13 protein-coding genes are annotated in these 16,174 nt (G+C 68.7%); 9 read left to right on the top strand and 4 right to left on the bottom strand.

What is annotated here, in order from left to right; all coding sequences use genetic code 11:
• The first annotated feature begins 61 nt into the window (after positions 1-61).
• Together cueR and QFZ27_RS06270 are read left to right on the top strand one after the other, a co-directional pair.
• A complete protein-coding gene (gene cueR / locus QFZ27_RS06275) occupies positions 62-481 on the top strand; it encodes a Cu(I)-responsive transcriptional regulator (RefSeq protein ID WP_429225233.1) in 420 nt (139 codons plus the stop codon).
• A gap of 264 nt (positions 482-745) precedes the next feature.
• Positions 746-1,648: a lipid kinase gene (locus tag QFZ27_RS06270; protein ID WP_429225232.1), complete on the top strand. Its 903-nt coding sequence runs from the start codon at positions 746-748 to the stop codon at positions 1,646-1,648.
• Here the strand turns inward: QFZ27_RS06270 and nhaA are convergent.
• The gene (gene nhaA, locus QFZ27_RS06265; protein ID WP_429225231.1) at positions 1,602-2,834 is read right to left on the bottom strand and encodes a Na+/H+ antiporter NhaA; all 1,233 of its coding nucleotides are present in this window, start codon (positions 2,832-2,834) and stop codon (positions 1,602-1,604) included. The two genes, QFZ27_RS06270 and nhaA, sit on opposite strands and share 47 nt — an antisense overlap.
• Before the next feature lie 407 nt (positions 2,835-3,241).
• On the opposite strand from nhaA, the gene QFZ27_RS06260 reads away from it, so the two are divergent.
• The 7 genes from QFZ27_RS06260 to QFZ27_RS06230 all read left to right on the top strand — a co-directional run bounded on the left by QFZ27_RS06260 (position 3,242) and on the right by QFZ27_RS06230 (position 11,258).
• Positions 3,242-3,805 carry a regulatory protein RecX gene (locus QFZ27_RS06260; protein WP_429225230.1) on the top strand — a complete coding sequence of 188 codons (564 nt, stop codon included), beginning with the start codon at positions 3,242-3,244 and terminating at the stop codon, positions 3,803-3,805.
• A gap of 81 nt (positions 3,806-3,886) precedes the next feature.
• A complete protein-coding gene (gene glpK, locus QFZ27_RS06255) occupies positions 3,887-5,383 on the top strand; it encodes a glycerol kinase GlpK (RefSeq protein WP_429225229.1) in 1,497 nt (498 codons plus the stop codon).
• Positions 5,384-5,517: 134 nt separating this feature from the next.
• A complete protein-coding gene (ugpB, locus tag QFZ27_RS06250) occupies positions 5,518-6,819 on the top strand; it encodes a sn-glycerol-3-phosphate ABC transporter substrate-binding protein UgpB (protein WP_429225228.1) in 1,302 nt (433 codons plus the stop codon).
• Between the two features lie 68 nt (positions 6,820-6,887).
• Positions 6,888-7,772, top strand: coding sequence for a sn-glycerol-3-phosphate ABC transporter permease UgpA (gene ugpA / locus QFZ27_RS06245; RefSeq protein WP_429225227.1), 885 nt, complete (start codon positions 6,888-6,890; stop codon positions 7,770-7,772).
• Positions 7,769-8,617 (top strand): sn-glycerol-3-phosphate ABC transporter permease UgpE, encoded by an 849-nt coding sequence (gene ugpE / locus QFZ27_RS06240; RefSeq protein ID WP_429225226.1) that lies wholly within the window; start codon positions 7,769-7,771, stop codon positions 8,615-8,617. Before ugpA ends, ugpE begins: the two co-directional genes overlap by 4 nt.
• Positions 8,617-9,699 carry a sn-glycerol-3-phosphate import ATP-binding protein UgpC gene (locus tag QFZ27_RS06235; protein ID WP_429225225.1) on the top strand — a complete coding sequence of 361 codons (1,083 nt, stop codon included), beginning with the start codon at positions 8,617-8,619 and terminating at the stop codon, positions 9,697-9,699. The genes ugpE and QFZ27_RS06235 overlap by 1 nt, the downstream gene beginning before the upstream one ends.
• Before the next feature lie 212 nt (positions 9,700-9,911).
• Positions 9,912-11,258, top strand: coding sequence for an IS4 family transposase (locus QFZ27_RS06230; protein ID WP_429225224.1), 1,347 nt, complete (start codon positions 9,912-9,914; stop codon positions 11,256-11,258).
• A gap of 195 nt (positions 11,259-11,453) precedes the next feature.
• On the opposite strand, the gene QFZ27_RS06225 is transcribed toward QFZ27_RS06230, so the two are convergent.
• The 3 genes from QFZ27_RS06225 to QFZ27_RS06215 form a co-directional block, all read right to left on the bottom strand.
• Entirely contained in the window at positions 11,454-13,052 is a 1,599-nt protein-coding gene (locus QFZ27_RS06225; RefSeq protein ID WP_429225223.1) for a M28 family metallopeptidase, read from the bottom strand.
• 456 nt (positions 13,053-13,508) lie between these two features.
• Positions 13,509-15,122 carry a M20/M25/M40 family metallo-hydrolase gene (locus QFZ27_RS06220; protein WP_429225222.1) on the bottom strand — a complete coding sequence of 538 codons (1,614 nt, stop codon included), beginning with the start codon at positions 15,120-15,122 and terminating at the stop codon, positions 13,509-13,511.
• A gap of 272 nt (positions 15,123-15,394) precedes the next feature.
• Positions 15,395-16,009 (bottom strand): glutathione S-transferase family protein, encoded by a 615-nt coding sequence (locus tag QFZ27_RS06215; RefSeq protein WP_429225221.1) that lies wholly within the window; start codon positions 16,007-16,009, stop codon positions 15,395-15,397.
• Between the last annotated feature and the right edge of the window lie 165 nt (positions 16,010-16,174).

Genomic DNA, 16,174 nt, shown 5'->3' with positions numbered 1-16,174 from the left:
GGCGCTTGCACAGCGGGCATCCGATGCGGTCCACTGCACCGGCGAGGGAGAGGCGACGGCGATGAACATCGGCGAGGCGGCACGGCATTCAGGCCTGCCGGCGAAGACCATCCGCTATTACGAGGAGATCGGGCTGGTCCGGCCGGACCGGCGCGACAACAATTATCGCGACTACGGCGCCCATGCGCTGGAGGTGCTGCGCTTCCTGCGCCGGTCGCGCGAGTTCGGCTTCACCATCGAGCAGTGCCGCGCCCTGCTGACGCTGTACGAGGACCCGACGCGCTGCTCGTCCCAGGTGAGGGAGCTGGCCTCGACCCGGATCGTCGAGATCGACGAGAAGATCCGCGAATTGGAGGCGCTGCGCGAGAGCCTGGGCAAGCTGGTGCACGAGTGCCCCGGCGACCACGATCCCGACTGCCCGATCATCGATGAGCTGGCCGGCGCGCCGGCGCAGCGCACGACGATCGCCGCGATGCGATGATCGGAAGCCCGCATTTCTCAAACCCCTTAAGCCCTGCGCCGTCGTCCCATGCCGGCAGGGCAGGAGCCGCGCGCCGCGCGATGCGGCACATCGGGCAAGCGCGGCGACATACCCTGCCGGCATGGGACGACGGCCCGGAGGGTCGCCTTGCGGCGGCCGCCTGCGGGCGCGGGCCACTCGACCGTATGACCCGATACGCTCTTCGTGGCCCGCGCCCTCATTCGACTCCCCGCAAGGCGACGCAGGGCCTAAGGGGTTTGAGAAATGCGGGCTATTAGGGCGCTGTTCCTGGTCAATCCGAAGGCCAGCCGGGCCGGGGCCGGCCTCGATGCCGTGATCAAGACGCTGATCGAGGGCGGGGTCGAGCCGGTGCGGCCGCTGGACGACGATGTCGACACGCTGATCCGGCGCCACGCCGCCGCGGTCGAATGCGTCATCATCGGCGGCGGCGACGGCACGCTGAACCGGGCCGCCCCGGCGCTGATGGAGACCGGGCTGCCGCTCGGCATCCTGCCGCTGGGCACCGCCAATGACCTGGCCCGGACCCTGGAGCTGCCGACCGACCCGGTGGAAGCGGCGCAGGTGATCGTCGACGGCCGGATGCGTGCCATCGACCTGGGCGAGGTCAACGGCCGGCCCTTCTTCAACGTCGCCAGCCTGGGCATGGGCGTGGAGCTGGCGAAGGCGCTGGACGGCGACACCAAGAAGCGCTGGGGCCGGTTCGGCTATGCCCTGGCCGCACTGCGGCTGCTGCGGCGGCTGGAGCGCTTCTCGGCCGAGATCCGCATCGATGACGGGCGGGTGATCCGCGGCAAGAGCATCCAGATCGCGGTCGGCAACGGCCGCTTCTACGGCGGCGGCATGACTGTCGCCCCGGACGCGGCGCCCGACGACGGCATGCTCGACGTCTATTCGATCGAGGTCGACCACTGGCTGTGGCTGGCGCTGATGTACCCGTCCTTCCGCGCCGGCCGGCACGGCCGCTGGGACGAGGTGCACGCCTTCCGCTGCCGGTCGGTCGAGATCCGCACCCGCCGGCCGCGCGACGTCAACACCGACGGCGAGGTCACGACCCACACCCCGGCGAATTTCCGGGTGCTGCCGAAGGCGGTGCGGGTGTTCAGTCCTCCGCTCGATCCCCGGCCGGCACCGCCCGCCGCCGGCTGACCGCGACCAGCCACAGGCTGCCCAGCGCCGCCGCGACCAGCGACCCGGCCAGCACACCCATCTTGGTCGCGTCCTGCAGCGCCGGGTCCTCGAAGGCCAGCGAGCCGATGAACAGGCTCATGGTGAAGCCGATCCCGGCCAGCACCGAGACGCCGGCGAGCTGGGCCGTGGTCGCCCCGGCCGGCAGGGCGGCGAAACCGAGGCGGATGGAGGCCCAGGCGGCGACGCCGACGCCGAGCGACTTGCCGACCACCAGCCCGGCGGCGATGCCGAGCGGCACCGGCTCGAGGAAGCTCGACAGGCTGGCCCCGGCGAAGGAGACGCCGGCATTGGCGAAGCCGAAGATCGGCACCACCAGGAAGGCGACGAAATCATGCAGGCTGTGCTCGAGCCGCAGCAGCGGCGGCTCGTCCTCGTCTTCGGCGGTGCGGTCGAGCGGCACCAGGAAGGCCAGCACCACCCCGGCCAGGGTGGCGTGCAGGCCGGATTTCAGCACGAACAGCCAGACCACGGCGCCGACCACCATATAGGGCCACAGCGCCTGCACCCGCAGCCAGTTGAACAGGCACAGCACGGCGACGCCGGCGACGGCCCAGGTGAGGTACGGCAGCGAGATGTCGCCGGTGTAGAACAGGGCGATGATCACCACCGCGGCGACGTCGTCGATGATCGCCAGCGCGGTCAGGAACACCTTCAGCGACACCGGCACCCGGCTGCCCAGCAGCGACAGCACGCCGAGGGCGAAGGCGATGTCGGTGGCGGCCGGGATCGCCCAGCCGCGCAGCGCCGTCGGGTCGCCGACATTGATCACGGCATAGATCAGCGCCGGCAGCACCACGCCGCCGATCGCGGCGATGCCGGGCAGCATCAGCGTCTCGCGCGACGACAGCTCGCCCTGCAGGATCTCGCGCTTGATCTCCAGCCCGACCAGCAGGAAGAACACCGCCATCAGCCCGTCATTGACCCAGTGCAGCAGCGTCTTCTCCAGCGCCAGGCTGCCGAAGCGCAGTCCGATCGGCAGGTGCAGCAGGCTGTCATAGGCGCCGGCCAGCGGCGAGTTGGCGGCTATCAGCGCCAGCACCGCCACCGCCATCAGCACGATGCCGCCCGCCGCCTCGATCTCGAGGAAGGAACGGATCGCCGAGATCGGCTTGCGGACCAGCCAGGTCTTCACGGTCTCGGGCATCGGCTCCTGTCCGGCGTCGTGTCGAGCACGCCAAGTTGGGCGATTGGCGTGGCGGGCTCAACCGGAATCGGGGGGCAGCTCACCTGTTCACTTGCCGCTTCGGGCCTTTTTCATCCTCCCCCTCCCCTTGCGTGAGGGGGCTAGGGGGAGGGGGGCTCTCGGCTCGAGCCGGCCCAGACTGTCGCAAGCCGGCATCGACCACGAGTTCGATGCCCTGCCCATTCGCGCGCGGACGCGCGCAGACCCCTCCCCCTGCCCCCCTCCCGCAAGGGGAGGGGGGACTTAAAAAAACTCAGCCCAAGGATGTGTGTATCCGGTAGTCCCCTTGCGGGAGGGGGAGAGTAGAAGGCAAGGACGGCTCACACGTCGGGCTTGGCACCAGCCGCCACGACAGGGCACCTTCGCGCATGGACCGACCGCCCCGCCGACCGCCCGCGCTCGACGATGCCGCCCTGGAGCGGGCGGCGCTGGATTATCTCGGCCGCTATGCCGCATCGACCGGGCAGCTGCGCCGGGTGCTGCAGCGCCGGATCCGGCGCGCCCGGCAGGCCGGGGCCGAGGTCGATGTCGAGGCGGTGGAGGCGCGGATCACGGCCCTGCTGGACCGCATGGCCAGGTCGAAGCTGCTGGACGACGCCCAATTCGCCGAGATGCGGATCGCCGGCCTGGCCCGGCGCGGCCGGTCGACCCGGGCGATCCGGGTCAAGCTGCGCGAGGCCGGCATCGACGAGACGGTTGCGGCCGAGGCGCTGTCCCTGTATGGCGGCGCGCCCGGGGTCGATCCGGACCGGGCGGCGGCGATCCGGCTGGCGCGACGGCGCCGGCTGGGACCGTTCCGGGCCGAGGCCGACCGGCCTGAGCACCGGATGCGCGACCTGGCGGCGCTGGCCCGGGCCGGCTTCACCCCCGGCCTGTGCCGGGCGGTGGTCGACGCCCCGGACGTGGCGGCGCTGGAGGCGTCAGAGGACTGACGCCTCCGGGTTGTTGGATTGACGTTCGGAAACGCGCTTCGGATAGTGCTTTGCGAACATGGTCGGGACAGGGGAAGCACGATGCGGCGACGCACATATGTCCTGGCGATCGACCAGGGGACGACATCGACCCGGGCGATCGTGTTCGACCCGCAGGGCCGGCCGGTGGCCAGCGCGCAGCGCGAGCTGCGCCAGATCTACCCGGCCGATGGCTGGGTCGAGCACGACCCGGAGGGGATCTGGTCCGACACCGTCTCGGCCTGCCGCGACGCCATCGCCCGGGCCCGGCTGACCGCCGACCACATCGCCGCGATCGGCATCACCAACCAGCGCGAGACCACGGTGCTGTGGGACCGCCAGACCGGCCGGGCATTGCACTACGCCATCGTCTGGCAGGACCGCCGCGCCGCCGGATTCTGCCGCGAACTGATTGCCGCCGGGCACGAGACGGCGGTGCAGGCCAAGACCGGGCTGATCATCGATTCCTACTTCTCCGCCACCAAGCTGGCCTGGCTCTTGGACAACGTCCCGGACGCGAGGCGGCGGGCCGAGGCCGGCGAGCTGGCCTTCGGCACGGTCGACAGCTTCCTGCTGTGGCGGCTGACCGGCGGGCGGGTGCACGCAACCGACGCCACCAACGCCAGCCGCACCATGCTGTTCAACATCCGGACCCAGGCCTGGGACGACGAGCTGCTGGCGCTGTTCCGGGTGCCGCGCGCGGTCCTGCCGGAGGTGCACGACAACGCGCACCACTTCGGCACCACCGACAAGATCCTGTTCGGCGCCGCCATCCCGATCACCGGCATGGCCGGCGACCAGCAGGCGGCGACCTTCGGCCAGGCCTGCTTCAAGCCGGGGATGATCAAGTCGACCTACGGCACCGGCTGCTTCGCCCTGCTGAACATCGGCGACAAGCCGAAGATCTCGCGGCACCGCCTGCTGACCACCACCGCCTACCGGGTCGACGGCAAGCCCACCTATGCCATCGAGGGCGCGATCTTCAGCGCCGGCGCCACCATCCAGTGGCTGCGCGACGGGCTGAAGATCATCAAGAACGCGGCCGAAAGCGAGACCCTGGCCCGGTCGGTCGAGGATTCCGCCGGGGTCTATCTGGTGCCGGCCTTCACCGGCCTGGGCGCGCCGCATTGGGACCCCGAGGCGCGCGGCACCATCATGGGCCTGACCCGGGATTCGACCTCGGCCCATATCGCCCGCGCGGCGCTGGAGGCGGTGGCCTTCCAGACCCGCGACCTGATGGAGGCGATGGCGGCCGATGGCGGCGCCCGGCCGCAGGCGCTGCGCGTCGACGGCGGCATGGTGGCCAACGATTGGCTGTGCCAGATGCTGGCCGACATGCTGGACACCCCGGTCGAGCGGCCGAAGGTGATCGAGACCACGGCGCTGGGCGCGGCCTACCTCGCCGGCCTGACCGCCGGGGTCTATCCCTCGGTCGACGCGGTGGCCGAGGCCTGGCAGCGCGACCGGCTGTTCGAGCCGTCGATGCCCGCCGGCACCCGCAGCCGGCTGTATGAGGGCTGGCAGAAGGCGGTCAAGCGGGCCCGGGGAACGCTGCGCTGACGGGCCCGACGGGGCGCGTTTGCGCGCCCCGATGCGCGGATGTGAAAATTGTCGCAAAAACACCGCCGCGCTGGCATGGTGCAGGGATGCGGCGCCCAGAGAGCGCCGAGCCAAGATATTCGGGGAGAGTCGCCATGAAACTGCGCCTTGCCACGGCCGCTGCCGCCGCGGCCCTGACCCTCAGCCTGCCCGCCCTCGCCGCCACCGAGATTCAGTGGTGGCACGCCATGACCGGCGCGAACAACGAGGTGGTCGAGACCCTGGCCAAGGAGTTCAACGAGAGCCAGGCCGAGTACAAGCTGGTGCCGGTGTTCAAGGGCACCTATCCGGAGACGCTGAACGCCGGCATCGCCGCCTATCGCGCCGGGCAGCCGCCGCACATCCTGCAGGTGTTCGACGCCGGCACCGGCACCATGATGGCGGCGTCCAGCGCCGTGGTCCCGGTGGCCAAGGTGCTGCAGGCCGACGGCGTCACCTTCGACAAGTCGCAATATCTCGGCGGCGTGGTCAGCTATTACAGCACCGCCGACGGCGAGCTGCTGTCCTTCCCCTACAACAGCTCCTCGCCGATCCTCTACTACAACAAGGACGCCTTCAAGAAGGCCGGGCTGGGCGAGAATTCGCCGCCCAAGACCTGGCCGGAGCTGTTCGACGCCGCCAGGAAGATCAAGGAGGCGGGCTGGCCCTGCGGCTTCACCTCGACCTGGCTGACCTGGATCCAGCAGGAGAACTTCGCCGCCTGGAACAACGTGCCCTATGCCACCTTGCAGAACGGCCTGGCCGGGCTGGACCCGCAGCTGCTGATCAACAGCGACCTCTACATCCGCCACTTCCAGACCCTGGCCGACCTGCAGAAGGCCGGCGTGTTCTCCTATGGCGGCCGCACCTCCGAGGCCAAGATCAAGTTCACCAGCGGCGAATGCGCCATGATGACCGAGTCCTCGGGCGGGCTGGGCGACGTGGTGAAATCGGGCATCAATTTCGGCAACGGCACCCTGCCCTATTATCCGGAGGCCGCGGGCGCGCCGCAGAACACCATCCCCGGCGGTGCGAGCCTGTGGGTCCTGGCCGGCCATCCGGACGCCGAATACAAGGGCGTGGCCAAGTTCTTCGAGTTCCTGTCGCAGACCCCGATCCAGGCCCGGCTGCACCAGAAGTCCGGCTACCTGCCGATCACCATGGCGGCCTATGAGGAGACCAAGAAGTCCGGCTTCTACGAGAAGAATCCGGCCCGCGAGATCCCGATCCTGCAGATGATGGGCAAGGCGCCGACCGAGAACTCGAAGGGCGTGCGGGTGATCAACCTGCCGCAAGTCCGCGACATCATCAACGAGGAGCTGGAGCTGATGCTGAACGGCCAGCAGGACGCCAAGACCGCGCTGAACAAGGCGGTCGAGCGCGCCAACGCCGCGATCAAGGAAGCGGCTGACCTGTAAGCCACGCATCATAGGTCGGGTTCGCGTGCCGCGAACCCGACCACCGCATCCACAATGACCCGCCCCGCATGAACCGACGCGCGATCTTCCCGAACACCGTCCTGCCCTATCTGCTGGTGGCGCCGCAGATCGCGATCACATTGGTGTTCTTCTTCTGGCCGGCCGCCCAGGCGATCCGCCAGTCGCTGCTGCGCGAGGATCCGTTCGGCCTGCGGACCCGCTTCGTCGGGCTGGACAATTTCGGCCGGGTGCTGGGCGACCCGGCCTATCTGAACTCGCTGCAGGTCACCGTGGTGTTCTCGCTGGCGGTCGCGGTCTCGGCCCTGGTGGTGGCGCTGCTGCTGGCGGTGATGGCCGACCGGGTGGTGCGCGGCCAGGGGCTCTACCGCACCCTGCTGCTGTCGCCCTACGCCATCGCCCCGGCCATCGCCGGCATGCTGTGGCTGTTCCTGTTCAACCCGTCGATGGGCACGCTGGCGGTGCTGCTGCGCCAGGCCGGCTTCGACTGGAACCCGCTGCTGAACGGCGGCCAGGCGATGACCCTGGTGGTGGCCGCGGCCGCCTGGAAGCAGATCAGCTACAACTTCCTGTTCTTCCTGGCCGGGCTGCAGGCGATCCCGAAGAGCCTGATCGAGGCCGCGGCGATCGACGGCGCCGGGCCGGTGCACCGCTTCCGCACCATCATCTTCCCGCTGATCTCGCCGGTGTCGTTCTTCCTGCTGGTGGTCAACACCGTCTACGCCTTCTTCGACACGTTCGGCATCATCCACGCCGTGACCGGCGGCGGCCCCGGCAAGTCGACCGAGATCCTGGTCTACAAGGTCTACAATGACGGCTTCGTGAACCAGCAGATGGGCGTCTCGTCCGCCCAGTCGGTGATTCTGATGGTGCTGGTGATCGCGCTGACCTTCGTCCAGTTCCGCTATGTCGAGCGCCGGGTGCATTACGCATGATCGAGAACCGGCCGCTGGGCACGCTGCTGGCCCATTTCGTCCTGATCGTCGGGATCGTGCTGGTCGCCTTCCCGGTCTACTACACCTTCATCGCCTCGACCTACCCGACCCAGGCGATCCTGTCGCCGCCACTGCCGATGGTGCCGGGCGGCGAGTTCCTGACCAATTACGGCGGCGCGCTGTTCGGCGGATCGGGCCGGATCGGCGGCGTCGACATGGTGCGGGTGCTGTGGAACACCACGGTGGTCGCGCTGGCGATCGCGGTCGGCAAGATCGTGATCTCGCTGCTGTCGGCCTATGCCATCGTGTTCTTCCGCTTCCCGCTGCGGATGGTGTTCTTCTGGATGATCTTCGTCACGCTGATGCTGCCGGTCGAGGTGCGCATCGTGCCGACCTACCAGGTGATCGTGGATCTCGGCCTGCTCGACAGCTATGCCGGGCTGACCGTGCCGCTGATGGCCTCGGCCACCGCCACCTTCCTGTTCCGCCAGTTCTTCCTGACCATCCCGGACGAGCTGGTGGAGGCGGCGCGGATCGACGGCGCCGGCCCCTTGCGCTTCCTGCGCGACATCCTGCTGCCGCTGTCCCGCACCAACATCGCGGCCTTGTTCGTGATCACCTTCATCTATGGCTGGACCCAGTATCTCTGGCCGCTGCTGGTGACCAACGACAACTCCATGAACACGATCATCATCGCGCTGCGCAAGATGATCTCCTTCACCGACGCCGACACCGAGTGGAATCTGGTGATGGCGACCACCATCCTGGCGATCATCCCGCCGGTGGTGATTGTCCTCGTCATGCAGCGCTGGTTCGTGAAGGGCCTGATCGAGAGCGAGAAATAATGGCCACCGTCGAGATCCGCCAGGTCCGCAAGACCTATCCCGGCGCCGCGCAGGAGACCATCAAGGGCATCGACTGCGCCATCGCCGACGGCGAGTTCCTGGTCATGCTGGGCCCGTCCGGCTGCGGCAAGTCGACCCTGCTGCGCATGGTGGCGGGGCTGGAGAGCATCGGCGGCGGCGACATCGCCATCGGCGGCCGGGTGGTGAACAAGCTGGAGCCGAAGGACCGGAACATCGCCATGGTGTTCCAGAACTACGCCCTGTACCCGCACATGTCGGTGTACGACAACATGGCGTATGGGCTGCGCATCCAAGGCCTGTCCAAGGCCGAGATCGACCGGCGGGTGCGCGAGGCGGCCGGGACGCTGGAGCTGTCGGCCCTGTTGGAGCGCAAGCCGCGGCAGCTGTCGGGCGGCCAGCGCCAGCGCGTCGCCATGGGCCGCGCCATCGTGCGTGAGCCGGCCGTGTTCCTGTTCGACGAGCCGCTGTCCAACCTGGACGCCAAGCTGCGCACCCAGATGCGGATCGAGATCAAGCGGCTGCAGTCGCGCCTCGGCGTCACCAGCCTGTACGTCACCCACGACCAGGTCGAGGCGATGACGCTGGCCGACCGGATCATGGTGATGAATGGCGGCGCAGCCGAGCAGATCGCCCCGCCGCTGGAGATCTATCTGCGGCCGGCCTCGGTCTTCGTCGCCGGCTTCATCGGCTCGCCGGCAATGAACTTCCTGCCGGCCACGGTGACGGCGGACGGCCGCGGCGTGGTGCTGCCCGGCGGCCAGCGCGTCGCCACGCCGCGGGCGGCGGGGCTGGGCGGACGGAGCGTGCTGGCCGGCATTCGGCCGGAGCATCTGACGCTGGACGGCCCGTCCGACCCGGAGCACCGGCTGGAGGTCGCGGTCGAGCTGGTCGAGGCGCTGGGCGCCGACACGGTGCTGCATGGCCGGCTGGGCGACGGCACGACGCTGCTGGCCCGGCTGCCCGGCGTGGCACCGGTGCGCGACGGCGACCGCCTGGCCTTCGCCGTGCCGGAGGACCAGCTACATTTGTTCGACCCGGAGACCGGCCGGGCGCTGGGGTGATACTGCGGAGCCCGTGATCGGGCTCTCTCGCCACAATCGGTGCAATTCGATTGCCTCGCCCGCTTGCGAGCCTTTTCAGAATTGGCTCACCTGAGCTGAGGCATGCTTTCCACTCTCCCCCTCCCCTTGCGGTCTACGGGATGCACGAAAGTGATTTGCGTGTGGAGGGAGGTGTGATTCAAGGCGAAGTCAAGCCGAGAGGAGACTTTGCCGTGACGTTTGGGCTGGGCGACATCCGGGTGGCAGCGCGAGCCGAGTGGTTGATCGAGCAGATCGTGGCGACGGGATCGCTGGTGGTGCGCGAGCTTGGCGGGACGCGGGCCGGAGAGATGGCGGTGCACCGGTTTTTGTCGTCGCCGTACAGCTCGGTGGAAGGGATCGTGGAGACGCTGGCGTCGCGGACAGCCCAGCAGTGTGTGGGGCGCCGGGTGGTGGCGATCCAGGATACGAGCGAGGTCAACTTCAAGGGTCGGGCGGCCAAGCGGCGCGGGCTGGATCCTGGGGGCAACGGGAAGGACCCCGGCTTCTTCCTGCATCCGGTGATTGCGGTGGATGTGGAGGAAGAGGCGGTGATCGGCCTGGTCGGGGCCCAGATCTGGACGCGAGGCTCGGTGCCGGTGGGCGAGCGGCGTGGCCGGGCCCTGGCGGAAAAGGAATCGATGCGCTGGCACGACGGCTGCACCACCGCGGCCCGGGTGCTGGCCGAGGCGGCGGCGGTGACGATGATCGCCGACCGCGAGAGCGACATCTGGGAGCTGTTCACCGAGCGCCCGGACAATCTCGACCTGATCCTCCGGTCGGCGCAGAACCGCAGCCTGGCCGGCGGCGGCCGGCTGTTCGCCGCCCTGGACGATGCCCCGGAGCTGACGCGCCGCCGCATCCTGGTGCCGCCGAGCCGACCGGGCGAGCGCAGCCGTGAAGCGACCCTCGCGATCAAGGCGGGCAGCGTGCAGATCGCCCGTCCGAAGAGCCGCAAGGCCGAACCGGGCGCGGTGCGCACCGTAACCCTGACGCTGGTCCAGGCCATCGAGATCGATCCGCCCGACCCGAAGCAGGCCATCGCCTGGCGCCTGCTCACCACCCATCCCGCCGACGGCGCCGACGCCGCCACCGAGATCATCGATCTCTATCGCCTGCGCTGGCGCATCGAGCAGGTCTTTCGTGCCCTCAAGAGCGATGGCCTGGGCCTCGAAGACACTCAACTCGCCGATGCCGAGCGGCTGTTCATCCTCGCCGCCATGGGCTTGGCCGCCGCAGTCCGCACCCTGCAACTCATCGATGCCCGCGACGGCAGCCCCAGGCCGGCCACCGACGTGGTCGATCCCGACCTCCTCGCTCCACTTGCCGCCATCTCTCGATCCCTCGAAGGCAACACCCCGCGCCAGAAGAACCCCCATGCCCCCACCAGCCTCGCCTTCCTCTCCTGGGTCACCGCTCGCCTCGGCGGATGGAACTGCTACGGCAAGCCACCGGGTCCCAAAACCATGCACAATGGATGGAAACGGCTCGCCCCTATGCTCCATGGCTATGCCCTCGCAACACAGGCAAAACTTCCGTGAATCCCGTAGCCCCCCGCGGGAGGGGGGAGGGGGAGAGCGGAAGTATGCGTCGGTTCAAGTGGTCGAATTCCGAAAAGGTCCCGCCAGGCGGGAGGGGCAACGCAATGGTCCGGATAGATCGTTGACAGGTTTCCTGGTCGGCAAAAAAGGGGCCGGGCGCGACGGCCCGGCCCCCGATCCTCAGACCACCGCCCGTCAGCGGATGGTCAGCGCACCCTTGAACAGCGGGCTACGCTTCGCCGCCGCGGCGCGCTTGGCGGCCGAGGCTGCGAATTCGAGGGTGTCGACCACCGGGTCGCGCCGTTGCGCGAACACGATCACCGAGTTCGCGATCGCGTCGCTGAACTGGTCCAGCGCGGTGTTGCTGATGTTGGCGATACCGTCGCAGGGCGCGTGGTAGCAGGCGTCGTAGGGCTGGCCCGCCGTGCCGCCGTAGATCCGCGCCTCGGCCTCCGACTTGACGTTCTCGGCGCCGCTGAACAGGCCGCCGGCCGGGATGCCCTCGGCGATGAACGGGCCGTAGTCGGACCGGCCGTCGAAGGCGGTGGGGCTGGTGGCCAGGTTCTTCTGGGCGAAATGCGCCAGGAACACGTTCTCGATCAGGCCCGAGCCGTCCGGGCCTGGATCCGGCGTGTCGGAGCCGTTGCCGTCATAGACGAAGCGCACGTAGTTCGGCGATCCGACCATGTCGAAGTTCAGGTTCAGCAGGATCTTCGCCTTCTCGGCGTCGCTCAGCGTCTCGACATAGTGGGTCGAGCCGAGCAGCCCGAGCTCCTCGGCGCCCCAGAAGGCGAAGCGCACCCGGTTACGCAGCAGCAGCTGGCGGCGGCCGACCTGCTCGGCGACCTCGAGATTGGCGGCGGTGCCGCTGCCGTTGTCGTTGATGCCCGGGCCGACCTGCACCGAATCGAGATGCGCCCCGACCGTGACGATCTTGTTGGGATTGCCGAAGCGGGTGTCGGCGATCACGTTCCAGGTCGTCCGCGGCTCGTTGATGGCCTCGACCTTGATGCGGACATTGACGGGGCCGGACTGGGCCTGGGTGTACAGCTCGTTGCCGACCTCGAAGGTGGTGAACACCCCCGGGTAGGGCCGGGGCGCGCCGAGGCCCACGCCCTCGACCACCTCGGTGCGGCCCGGCTGGCCCTCGTTCATGATGATGACGCCGATGGCGCCGGCCGCCTCCGCCATCTCCGCCTTCTGGGCGAAGGTGCAGGTGCCGCGCTGGATCAGCGCGATCGCCCCCGCCGTTTCGGGCGGATAGTCGGCGGCCTCGCAGCCGCTGGCCGAACTCGGCTCCGGCGTGGGCGGCAGGACGAGGTTGCTGGTCGGCACCACCCGGCCGGTGACCTCGGTCGAGGCGGAGTAGAGCGTGGTCGCGAAATCGGTGTTGGCCGTGTAGGTCCGCGGCGACGGCGACACCCGCGCGAATTCCGGCGTGCCGGTCTCCAGGAAGAAGTCGAACTGGAACGGCTGGAGCGTGACCTGATAGCCGGCCCGCTGCAGCCGCTGCTTCACGTAGTCGACCGAGGCCTTGTAGCCCGGCAGGCCGGCGGCGCGGTTGCCGCCATTGGCGGTGGCGATCGCCTGCAGCGCGGTCAGATGCTGGCGGATGCCGGTGACCGTGACCGCCCGCTGCAGGTCGGCGCTGATCAGCGCGGTGATCAGGTCGCCGATCAGGCCGCGCTGGGCGGCGGCCGACGGGGCGGCGTTGGTGGTGGCGGCCAGGGCCGAGGACGCAGGAATGGCGATGGCGGTCGCCAGCACGGCGGCCGCCAGATGACGCGTTTTCACGATGGTCCCCCTTCAAGTCGTTGCGGTGGGGCTTGTGGCCGCCCAGAGCGCAATCGATTGGCCTTGGTTCGGCCTGCCCCCACTTGGCCAGCACTGTCCAGCAGCGCTGCGAAAGGCGTCAACAGGATTTTTGAATCTGTTTTTGATCTATATTTGGCAAAATTTGGTCTCATAAAATTTAGTCTGACAACTTCTGCGCTGCACAAAAATTCTTTCGTGTTTTGCCTGACAAATTATACCAGTGCCTTTGATGTCAGCTCGTCGGCCCCTTACCCGTCATGGCGAGGAGCGAAGCGACGCGGCCATCCAGGGGCCGGTGCGAGCGGCCCTGGATGGCCACGCCCCTGCGGGGCTCGCCATGACGTCTGGTTCGGGCCGTTGGTCTTGCTGGAGCCGCCGAAACGGAAAGGGGTCCGGATGCGGGACGCCCGGCCCCCATATCCCGTCTGCCGCCTGTCAGCGGATCATCAGCGGGCCCTTGTAGAGCGCGCCGCGCGTCGCCGTCCGGGCGACCCGCTTGGCCGAGGCGGTCAGCCCGACCGGGTCGACCACCGGCTCACGCCGCTGGGCGAAGACGATGACCGAGTTCGCCACCGCGTCCGAGAACTGGTCGAGCACGGTGTTGTTGATGTTGGCGATGGTGTCGCAGGCCTCGTGGTAGCAGGAATCATAGGGCTGACCCGCGGTGCCGCCGTAGATCCGCGCCTCGGCCTCGGTCTTGATGCCTTCGGCGCCGGCGAAGATGCCGCCGGCCGGGATGCCGGCATCGGTGAAGGCGACGTAGTCGGAGCGGCCGTCGAAGGCGGTCGGCGTGGTCGCCAGGTTGCGCTGGGCGAAGAAGGCCAGGAACACGTTCTCGACCAGGCCGGAGCCGTTCGGCCCCGACGCGTCCGGGAAGGTGGAGCCGTTGCCGTCATAGACGAACCGGACATAGTTCGGCGACGCCAGCATGTCGAAATCCAGCATCACTTTGATCTTGGCCCGCTCGGCGTCGCTGAGCGTCTCGACATAGTGGTAGGAGCCGAGCAGCCCGAGCTCCTCGGCGCCGAAGAACAGGAACCGCACCTTGTTGCGCAGCAGCAGCTGGCGGCGGCCCAGCTGCTCGGCGACTTCGAGGTCGGTCGCGGTGCCGCTGCCGTCGTCGTTGATGCCCGGGCCGGCGGGCACCGAATCATTGTGGGCGCCGACCACCACGACCGAATCGGGCCGGCCGAACCAGGTCTCGCCGATGACGTTCGAGGTCGGCCGGTTCTCGGACAGCGTGTCGGTGGTGACGTGCACGGTCACCGGGCCGGCCTGGGTCTGGGCGTAGAGGTCGGCCCCGACCTGGAAGGTGGCCTTGAGCACCGGGATGTCGATCGGCACGTCCATGGCGGCGCTGGGGAACAGGTCGGTCCGGCCGGGCTGGCCTTCGTTGAAGATGACCACGCCCACCGCGCCGGCCGCCTTGGCGTTGGCCGCCTTGACGCTGAAATCGCAGGTGCCGCGCTGGACCAGCGCGATGTTGCCGGCCGTCGCGGCCGGGAAGTCCGCGGCCTCGCAGCCGCTGCTCGAATTCGGCGCCGGTGCGGGCGGGATCTCGATGTCGTTTGTCGGCACCAGCAGCCCGGTGACGTCGCCCGACCCCGAGAACGGCATCGTGGTGAAATCGGTGAGGTCGACAAAGGTCCGCGGCGTCGGCGTCAGCTCGGCGAAGGTGCCGGGCCCGAGCTCCTCATAGAACGGGATGTCGAAGTTCTGCACCGTCACCCGGTAGCCGGCGCGCTGCAGCCGCTGCTTGATGTAGTTGACTGTGGCGACGTTGCCCGGCGTGCCCGCGGCCCGGGTGCCGCCATTGGCGTCGGCGATCCGCTGCAGGGCGGCGAGGTGCAGGCGGATGCCGGGGACGGTGACCGCCCGTTGCAGGTCCAGGCTCATCAGCGACGTGATCAGGTCGCCGAGCGGATTGCCCAGCGACAGGGTGCTGGCGGAAACCTTTGTGGCCGCAGGCGCCGTCTGGGCCAGGGCGGAAGACACGGGAAGGGCGACGACGGACGCCAGCGCGGCGGCCGCCAGATGACTCAGTCTCACGATCGGTCCCCCTTAATGTTGCGGTGGGGCTTGTGGCCGCCCGGTTCGCAAATCATGGCCTGAGTCCGGCCGATCCCCACGTTGCAGCACTGTCCGGCAGCGTCGGGACAGACGTCAACATTACTGATTTAGGGCAATTTGTCTGAAACTCTTTGCAAAAGAATTCCGTTATACCTTAACATTTTCCGAAATCTTGGATCGCCGATATCTCGTCTGAGATTTTGCCGGACAAAACTTGAGAACAATGTTCGATACTATCTTATGGCGGGCGGTCAGCCGGAGAAGTAGGTGGCCCAGGCCTCCGCCACGACGGGATCGGCCAGGAGGCGGTCCCAGACGGTGCTGAGCGGCGTCATCTCTTCGCGAAAATCGTACCAGCTCAGCAGCAGCAGCAGGTACAGGTCGGCGGCCGACCGCCGCTCACCGAGCAGGAACGGGCCGGGCATCAGCGCGTCGGCGACCAGCGCCCAGTAGCGGTCGACGGCGCGGTCCGCCGCCTCCCGCACCGCCGGGGCTCCGGCGGGGTCGGCGGTGTAGCGCTCGGGATAGGCCTGGCGCAGCACGGCGCCATACAGGTTCACCGCCATGAACAGCAGCCAGCGGTCGAACTTGGCGCGGTCGGCGCTGCCCGGCGGCGGCGCAAGCCCGGCCGCGGGATGGGCGTCGACCAGGTGCAGGATCATCGCCGCCGATTCGGTCAGCACCGTGCCGTCCGGCAGCACCAGGGTCGGGAGTTCGCCCATCGGGTTGAGCCGGAGATAGTCAGGGTGGCGGTGCTCGCCGGCCTTGTGGTCGACGCGGACCCGCTCGCAGGGCACGCCGGCCAGGCGCAGCACGATGTCGGGCGCGAAGGCGCCGGTGTCCTTGTTCCAGTACAGCCTGTACATCGCCGCGCCCTTTCCCGGTTCTTGACCGCTGCGACCATGATGACGCGAAACCGCCGAGGATCAACGGCTTGCGTCCCGCGGCATGCTGCATTGCAGCGACTCGGTTGCCCCCTGAGATTCAGGTGCTATTGTGCCGCCCGTTTCGCGGGCGGCCTCAGGCGCCGC

This window comes from Inquilinus ginsengisoli, assembly GCF_050434925.1.
Classification (GTDB): domain Bacteria; phylum Pseudomonadota; class Alphaproteobacteria; order DSM-16000; family Inquilinaceae; genus Inquilinus; species Inquilinus ginsengisoli_B.
Note: the sequence above shows the minus strand (reverse complement) of the source record. Positions and strands in the feature narration are given on the sequence as shown.